Annotated in this window: 9 protein-coding genes and 1 pseudogene; 5 read left to right on the top strand and 5 right to left on the bottom strand. The window is 39.8% G+C overall.

What is annotated here, in order from left to right:
* Positions 1-20: 20 nt before the first annotated feature.
* Positions 21-518: pseudogene (locus PN471_RS01515) on the bottom strand (M28 family peptidase); the annotation flags it as partial.
* Positions 519-624: 106 nt separating this feature from the next.
* Here PN471_RS01515 and dnaK point away from each other — a divergent pair.
* From dnaK to PN471_RS01530, 3 genes are all read left to right on the top strand, one after another.
* Complete coding sequence (dnaK, locus tag PN471_RS01520) at positions 625-2,679, top strand: molecular chaperone DnaK (RefSeq protein ID WP_193893423.1); 2,055 nt, start codon at positions 625-627, stop codon at positions 2,677-2,679.
* Positions 2,680-2,827: 148 nt separating this feature from the next.
* Complete coding sequence (locus PN471_RS01525) at positions 2,828-3,820, top strand: J domain-containing protein (protein WP_271775380.1); 993 nt, start codon at positions 2,828-2,830, stop codon at positions 3,818-3,820.
* A gap of 199 nt (positions 3,821-4,019) precedes the next feature.
* Complete coding sequence (locus PN471_RS01530) at positions 4,020-4,865, top strand: Uma2 family endonuclease (RefSeq protein ID WP_271775381.1); 846 nt, start codon at positions 4,020-4,022, stop codon at positions 4,863-4,865.
* Between the two features lie 74 nt (positions 4,866-4,939).
* On the opposite strand, the gene PN471_RS01535 is transcribed toward PN471_RS01530, so the two are convergent.
* From PN471_RS01535 to PN471_RS01545, 4 genes are all read right to left on the bottom strand, one after another.
* A complete protein-coding gene (locus PN471_RS01535) occupies positions 4,940-6,358 on the bottom strand; it encodes a glycosyltransferase family 39 protein (RefSeq protein ID WP_334311888.1) in 1,419 nt (472 codons plus the stop codon).
* A gap of 11 nt (positions 6,359-6,369) precedes the next feature.
* Positions 6,370-6,657 carry a hypothetical protein gene (locus tag PN471_RS23285; protein ID WP_334311889.1) on the bottom strand — a complete coding sequence of 96 codons (288 nt, stop codon included), beginning with the start codon at positions 6,655-6,657 and terminating at the stop codon, positions 6,370-6,372.
* A gap of 143 nt (positions 6,658-6,800) precedes the next feature.
* Entirely contained in the window at positions 6,801-7,115 is a 315-nt protein-coding gene (locus tag PN471_RS01540) for a type II toxin-antitoxin system RelE/ParE family toxin (protein ID WP_271775382.1), read from the bottom strand.
* Positions 7,112-7,471, bottom strand: a complete 360-nt coding sequence (locus PN471_RS01545) for a type II toxin-antitoxin system Phd/YefM family antitoxin (protein WP_271775383.1) — start codon at positions 7,469-7,471, stop codon at positions 7,112-7,114. Before PN471_RS01545 ends, PN471_RS01540 begins: the two co-directional genes overlap by 4 nt.
* Positions 7,472-7,577: 106 nt before the next feature.
* On the opposite strand from PN471_RS01545, the gene PN471_RS01550 reads away from it, so the two are divergent.
* Positions 7,578-8,048: a J domain-containing protein gene (locus PN471_RS01550; protein ID WP_271775384.1), complete on the top strand. Its 471-nt coding sequence runs from the start codon at positions 7,578-7,580 to the stop codon at positions 8,046-8,048.
* Positions 8,049-8,099: 51 nt separating this feature from the next.
* Complete coding sequence (locus PN471_RS01555) at positions 8,100-8,366, top strand: DUF3143 domain-containing protein (RefSeq protein WP_096665616.1); 267 nt, start codon at positions 8,100-8,102, stop codon at positions 8,364-8,366.
* The last annotated feature ends 199 nt before the right edge of the window (positions 8,367-8,565 follow it).

The raw sequence follows: 8,565 nt of genomic DNA on the forward strand, positions 1-8,565 counted from the left end.
AACAATATCCTCATAAGCTTTTGAGAACCAGGAGTAGAATCTCGATATCCCAACATTTTCAAATATATCATCAAGCGAAGAGGTTGCTTTTGTTCGTGTAACAAAGCTGCATAATCAGTGCTACCCACTAAACCATATTCTTCCATATCAAAAGCCACCAACCGCAAAGGATATCTCGCGGGAGTTTCGGCAAAACTTCTGGCAAATTATAATAAAACTGCCACACCTGTCGCATTATCATCCGCCGCTACTGTCCCAGGTACACCATCATAATGAGCGCCTATTAAAATAGGTGGTAAATCTCTCTTTTGGTTTGCGACTGAACCGGGTAAATTTAAAATTAGGTTTTTGCAGCTTTTACCCCTGACTTTAAAGGTGTGGATTTCCACACTTCGCCATTGTCCCAACTGCTTGCGAATATATTCTTGAACAAAGAAATGTCCTGCAGTCGCCATATAGGGATCACGTTCTCTCACTACTTCCTGAAGATGGTTTTGTAACCGCTGTTTTAAATTCAATGACTATTATATTATTAGATTGTTGACCTGATTTAGCACCAAACTAAAAGCAGTCTTATTATACCATAATAAATTTATAAAACACGCAACAGGAGACGAGTAACGCATGGGCAAGGTAGTTGGCATCGACTTGGGTACAACCAACTCAGTAGTCGCCGTCATGGAGGGTGGCAAGCCGGTGGTGATTGCCAATGCAGAAGGAATGCGAACAACCCCCTCCGTAGTTGGCTTTAGTAAAGAGGGTGAAAGGGTTGTAGGACAAATGGCGAGGCGGCAAACTGTTCTCAATCCTCAAAATACTTTTTTTGCGGTAAAACGCTTTATTGGGCGCAAGTATGGCGAATTAAACCCGGATTCAAAGCGCGTACCTTACACTATCCGTAAAGATGAAGTTGGCAATATTAAAGTTGCCTGTCCCCGTTTAAATAAGGAATTTTCCCCAGAGGAAATTTCGGCGATGGTGTTGAAAAAATTAGCTGATGATGCTAGTCGTTATTTGGGTGAACCTGTGACTGGCGCTGTAATTACTGTGCCGGCTTATTTTAATGATTCCCAACGCCAAGCTACCCGTGACGCGGGTAGAATTGCAGGTTTAGATGTGTTACGGATTCTCAATGAACCGACGGCAGCATCTTTGGCTTACGGATTAGATCGAGGTTACACAGAAACTATTCTCGTTTTTGACTTGGGTGGGGGAACTTTTGATGTGTCCTTACTGGAGGTGGGTGACGGGGTATTCGAGGTTAAAGCTACTAGTGGGGATACTCAACTTGGTGGCAATGATTTTGACAGAAAAGTAGTTGATTGGTTGGCAGAACAGTTTTTAGAAGCAGAGGGTGTGGACTTAAGACGCGATCGCCAAGCTTTGCAACGGTTAATGGAAGCCGCAGAAAAGGCGAAGATTGAACTTTCTGCCGTCAGTGTCACCGATATTAATTTACCCTTCATTACCGCCACAGAGGATGGTCCAAAACACCTGGAAACTCGCCTGACGCGATCGCAATTTGAAGGTTTATGTGTAGACTTATTGAGTAGAATCAGAACACCAGTCAAACGGGCATTAAAAGATGCCGGACTTTCTCCTGTAGATATTGAGGAAGTTGTCCTCGTTGGTGGTTCTACGAGAATGCCAATGGTGAAACAGCTAGTTCAAGACTTAATTGGGATTGAACCTAATGAAAACGTCAATCCTGATGAAGTCGTCGCTGTGGGTGCAGCTATTCAGGGCAGTATTCTCGCTGGTGAACTTAAAGATGTTCTCCTGTTGGATGTCACACCCCTATCTATGGGATTAGAAACCATCGGCGGTGTAATGAAAAAACTCATTCCCCGCAATACAACCATCCCAGTCCGTCGTTCTGATATTTTTTCTACTTCAGAAAATAACCAAAACAGTGTCGAAATTAATGTGGTTCAGGGCGAAAGGGATATGGCCGCAGATAACAAATCCTTGGGACGGTTTAAACTGTATGGTATTCCTCCAGCCCCCAGAGGTATTCCCCAAGTGCAGGTATCCTTTGATATTGATGCTAATGGGATTCTCCAGGTAACAGCCCTAGATCGGACTACCGGTAGAGAACAAAGCATTACTATTCAAGGCGCTTCGACTTTGAGTGAGTCAGAAGTTAACCGGATGATTCAGGATGCCCAAAAATATGCTAATGTTGACAGAGAACGGAAAGAACGAGTTGAAAAACGTACCCGTGCTGAAGCATTAATATTACAAGCAGAACGGCAACTGCGAGAAGTGGCCTTGGAAATGGGAATGCAATTTGCCCGTAACCGTCGTCAACGCATTGATAATATTTGCCGGAATTTACGGGAAAGTTTACAAGCTGACGAAGATCGGGGAATTGATCAGGCTTATGCTGATTTACAAGATGCTCTGTATGAACTGAATAGAGAAGTCCGTCAGTATTATGCTGAGGATGAAGATGAGGATCTATTTGGCGCTATCCGGGAAATCTTTGTGGGTGAAAAAGAAAGAGAACCGGAGAGGGATGTTTACAGAAGTAATTATCGGCAACGAGATTCATCTAGCCGCAGTGTTAACAAAGATTATGGCAATACAGGGCGTTCTCCCAATTATGAAAGTCGTCCCACTCGCAGCAAACGCCCCAGCTACCAGGATAACTGGGATGATGACGATGATTGGTTATAATTCGATTTTAGATTTTGGATTTTGGATTTTGGATTAACTATCTTCAGTCTAAAATCTAACTTTCAATATTTGCAGTGTCAGTGATAAGTAGAAGCACAACTGACAACTGACAACTGATAACTGACAACAAACATTTAAATAACAGATTATGCAAAATTTGCAAAATTTTCGGGATTATTACGAGATTTTAGGAGTTTCTAAGGATGCCACAAGCGAAGAAATTAAAAAGGTTTATCGGCGGTTAGCTAGACAATATCACCCTGACCTGAATCCGGGGAATAAGGAAGCTGAGGAGAAATTTAAAACCATTGGGGAGGCTTATGAAATCCTTTCTGATTCTAGCAGGCGATCGCAATATGACCAATTTAGCCGCTATTGGCAACAAAACGGCTTTGCTGGCAATAAACAAACTCCCAAGCCAAAAGGTTGGGATAACCGCGCTAACGGGCGTTCTAGTCAGGATGTAGACCCCAGCCAATTCAACGATTTTGAAAGTTTTGTCAATCAAGTAATTGGTGTCAGCAACCGCAAAGAACCCAAAAATACTCCAGGAAATACCACCACCAGCGACCCCTTTCGCACTCCTAGAACTAAAGTTGCCTACACGGTCAATACTCCACCCCGTAGCACTCGCAGGGATATCGAAGCCAGATTAACTTTACCATTGGAAAAAGCTTATCAAGGTGGGAATGAGAGAATAAGGTTAGAGGACGGGCGATCGCTCGAAGTGACTATGCCCCCAGCTATGGTGACAGGACAAACCATCCGCTTACGAAATCAAGGAATTAGTGGTGGTGATTTATACTTAAAAATTACCGTTGATCCTCATCCTTTGTTTAAGCTGGAAGGGGCTAATATTTTCTGTCAAGTCCCTGTGACTCCCAGTGAAGCAACATTGGGCGGACAAGTTGAAGCACCTACCCTTGATGGTCCAGTAAAGATGACCATTCCCCCTGGTGTTCGGTCTGGGCAAAGATTCCGACTTGGTAATAAAGGCTACCCAGTTGAAAACGGTCAACGAGGTGATCAATTAGTAGAAATTCAGATAGTAACTCCCAAAAGTATTACTCCCCAAGAACGGGAACTTTATGAAAAATTGCGAGAAATAGAAACTTTTAAACCTCGCGCTGATTTAATTTAATTGTCAGAATCAGGATTTCCAGGATTTAAGGATTAACAGGATTAAAAGAACAACGTAAATGTTGATATTTGTAACCATTAACAATGAGAGGCTGAGAAATTGAATTTTCCACAATAATGGGCAGTAAGTAAAATATGAGGATGACAACTTTTTTGAGTATCTGTTACCATAAAAATAGATCCCTCACTAACTTGCAGCTATGACCGTCACCCAAAATATTGAACCCGGTTTAGATGTAATATTTCCTCCAAGTAATCTAGAAAGTGACGAACCCCCTTTGGAATCATCTTTACATCTACAACAAATGCTACTACTAATTCAATGTCTCAATTGGTGGTGGCGAGATATAAATAAAATTAATGACTATTTTGTTGCCGGGAACATGACTATTTATTATAGTCCTCGGCAAATTAAAACTAAAGATTTTCGTGGACCAGATTTTTTCCTAGTGCTGGACACAGAAAACCGCGATAGAAATAATTGGGTAGTCTGGGAGGAAGATGGTAAATATCCTAACTTAATTATAGAATTGCTTTCCCCCTCTACTGCATCCACTGATAAAGGGTTAAAAAAACAAATTTATCAAGATATTTTCCGCACACCTGAATACTTCTGGTTTAATCCGCAAAATTTAGAATTTGCTGGTTTTATCTTGTTTGGGGGAACATATCAACCCATAGAACCTAATTCTCAAGGTTTATTATGGAGTCAGCAGCTAAATTTATATTTGGGTGTCCATGACGGTAAATTGCGTTATTTTCTGCCAGAAGGACAGTTAATGCTAACACCAGAAGAATATGGAGTACAAGCAACCCAACGAGCCGAACAACAAACCCAACTCACAGAAGAAGCGACCAAACTCGCAGAGCAGCAAACACAACTCGCAGAACAACAAGCCCAACTCACAGAAGAAGCGACCAAACTCGCAGAGCAGCAAACACAACTCGCAGAACAACAAACACAACTCGCAGAAGAAGCAACTCAACGTGCAGAACGTTTAGCAGCCAAACTCAGAGAATTGAATATTGACCCTGACATTTTATGAAATAACAAACTTTGTGCAGGTTGGGTTGACGCAAGCAAGGAAACCCAACATTTCAATACATATTGATAACAAAATCAAGAACAACGTAAATGTGTATACTCATAACCATTAACAGATGGCAATAATTTACTATCAGGAACACATTGATTTAGCTCTATTTTTTGTTCAAAATTGACTAACCACAAATCCAATGGTTTTGGTAAATCCTGAATAGTATTTGGCAAAACATTAGAGGTTGGATCATCATGATTATGAAGTAATAAAAAAGATGGCTGGATTTGCAAATCAGAAAACTTAAATTCCCAAGCAATACCCATCATTTCTCCTGTTTCGTTAAAATCAGAATGAATAGTTACAATTAATACGGAAGATCCAGAATTTTCAACAACAACTGGTAATAATAAATTCGGACGAAAGCTTTTTTTAAACCCCAAATCATAAACAACTGTAACAGCACTACAAAAACCCATTAACAGAATTATGGCTACGGTTTGTTTACCATTTAATCCAAACTTACTGAATTGATCAGAATTTCGCCAAGAAAATGCTAAACTTGCACCCAATAAAACCATTACCGCTGGAAAGTAAGCAAAGGCATATCTAGGGGCGCGTGTTAAATCTGTACCAAATAAATAAGTAACCATAAAAAAGCATAAATTAACTCCTGCAACTACCCCAATAAAAGCCTGAGTTATTTTAGCAGTATCTAATTGCTGTTGATAAAATTGCAAGCCCCGCCATAAAATGGGAATTGCCCAAATTAAAAATATCAGCATCAATACCGCAGAAATAATTACCACTTCTCGCTGTGCAGCTTCCACTGGTAGTAAAGATATCATTGGTATCCAAGCAGCTAAAACTTGAAATAGCGGGTTAATCCACGACAACCAATTACCGTCGTTGATTTTTAACCATGAACTTAACTCACCATATTGTCTATTTTGGTAGATAGATGGTAGCCAAACTAATATCCCTGCCAATGTTCCCCCAGCTACCAGAGAAATTCTTTGCCAAAAATGTAGAGGTAAGGTAGTAAAAATAGATTTGATAATATTTGATGTGGGATAATTATCTGGATTTTCTTTCCACAATAGCCAAACTATAACTCCTATAGTTAGGCCAATTGATAAAAGCGTGAATATAAAAAAATAATGAGTAGCAATACCCAAACTATTAACCCCAATCCATACTAGAACCAACCATAAAGATAACGGTTGGCGTTTTAATATTTGGTTAATAGCTATTACCAAACAGCCTATACTAGCAATTACCCACAAAATTGCTAAAGTATAATGACGGGCTTCTTGAGCAAGACAAATACCAAAAGGCGAAATAGTCATCATTGCTGCTGCTAATTGTCCCACTAATTGAGAACGAAAACTAAATCTAGCTAAAACGTAAGTACAGGGAATGGAAATTACTCCTAAAAAAGCAGAAAAAGAACGTTCTGCAAATAGAGAAACTAATCCACCCTCGCTAGAAAATAGCTTCACCCATAGATTTACTAGTATAAAATATAGGGGGGGTGAGTATCTTCTCTAAGTAATGAATGGATTACATCACCAATCACTTTATGTGAATGAGGTTGTAGCGGTTGCAAGAGAGTATCAACAGAAATGATTTGATTTAAGGGAACTGTTTGAAAAGAATTACCCAAGCTAAAAACCAACGTGGCAAATTCATCAATCCACAATGGTTTAGCAGTTAAGTTAGTAAAGCGTAAAATTGTGCCAATTACCATCCACAGCAATAGCAATATTAACTGGAAAGTGAAATTCTTGTTTTTATACATAATTAATTGAAAACGTTTTAAGCTTTGTGTAGGTTGGGTTGACGTATGTTACCCAACATTTAAAATATTCAATTAATTTTGCACAGTTAGCTATCAATTGTCAAGTGATAATTCATATCAGATTCTATTTATTCCAGGGCTATTTATTCATCTTCTGTGTTTTCTAAATTATGAAAAATTCCCTCTATATCTTGTGAACCATGTAAGATACGGACAATTTCAATACCTTGATCAATGACTCGGTAAAAAATTAAGTAGCTGTTTACAGGGAAACTTCGCAAACAAGTAGCTAGTTCAGGACGTTCTTTACCCATTTGCGGAAATTTGGCTAATGTGGGAAAAGTGGTTCGCAATGTATCAAACATTTTATCAGCAGCTTTGGGGTTATTTTGCGCCACGTATTTCCATATATTCTCAATATCTTTTGCTGCTTGGCTAGAAATCCGAAATTGACTCATACAGAACCACTATCAGCCAAATTTTTCTGGACTCGCCCTTTAATATCGGCAAAAAAATTGGTCAGTGACTCTTCATCATATTCAGTGTACTCACCATTTTCTAGTTGCTGAATACCAATGTTTATTTCATTGCGTAAAGCTGCTAATTTGAGTTTTTGCAGTTCTTCCTTAAGGTTTTGCAGTTGATCTAACATCTGTTGAAATTCTTGTGCTTCCTGCACTACAACCTCAGCTTTGCCATTGACAGTCAGCACCAGTGGGGATTTTGTCAACTTAATTTTTTCTACGTAGTCTTTGGCGTTACGTTTGAAATCGGTAAGAGTTTGGATATTTTGGAGATTAATTCTAGTTTGCATCGCATCTAATAAAATGCTGAATAATACATATTATAAGATGTTTTGTGGCTGTTTCTGCTATAGCTACCCAAGAGATTTAGAATAGAAAAAAACTTATTTGAGCAAAGTGACTCAAAAAAACGTAAATCATCATGGGGAAGTCCCACAAAGCAGCAATACTACTTATTATTCCCTGCTAGGACTCCATCCCGGAGCATCAGTAATTGATATCCGTCGTGCTTATCGAGAACTGAGCAAACTCTATCATCCAGATACGACGGAATTACCTGCTAATATTGCTACGGCTCAATTTCAGCAAATTAACACAGCCTACGCGACCCTGAGTAATCCAGAACGGCGCTTAAACTATGATGCAAAAATTGGCTATTCGCGGTTTGGTGTCATTCAAGTCCCACCAGACTTAAACCACCCCGTGCATAAGCCGTATGATTTTTCCAAATCAATGTATCTGGATGCCAGCGATCGCCCCTTGTCTTCTGGAGAAATATTTGTATTATTTATTTTGGGGTTAACCATAGTTGGTTGTATGCTGTTAGCGCTGGCGATCGCCATTCTCCGTGGAGAAGCAATCAGTTAAACTCAATTTCCCACCTCTAAAATAGCCGAATAACTTTGAATTAAATTGCTTATGCTTTCCTCTGATACACCCCTATATAGTCACTCTTTACCACAAATCGAACTATGGCTAAAAAACCAAGGTTGTCAACAAGACGATACCCAACTACATTGTTGGCGTGTCCAACGATCTAGTTGGGAAGCAGAACTTTGGTTAGACACTGAACAAATTACAGTTCGCTATTTTCAATCAGGAGAAAACCGTCAAGATATACAACGTTCCTTTAAATATTCCTTGAGTCGAGAAGACATCGAAGAAGCGGTTTTTTCAGGACCATAATTTGGAGGAGTCAGGAGGTAGGGGCGCAGGGACTGCGCCCTCTTTGATTGATTACCGCATGTGACGTACTCCACACACTCCCTTTCAGGTGAGTGTGGGCTTCTCAGTGACTCCTCTATGAGGACATTAACTGAGCTTTAAGACCGTGCGCCCCACGGTTCTTTGGTTTTGAGATTTGTTTTTTGTTTTGTAGGCTGCA

Source organism: Aphanizomenon sp. CS-733/32, assembly GCF_028330045.1.
Classification (GTDB): domain Bacteria; phylum Cyanobacteriota; class Cyanobacteriia; order Cyanobacteriales; family Nostocaceae; genus Dolichospermum; species Dolichospermum gracile.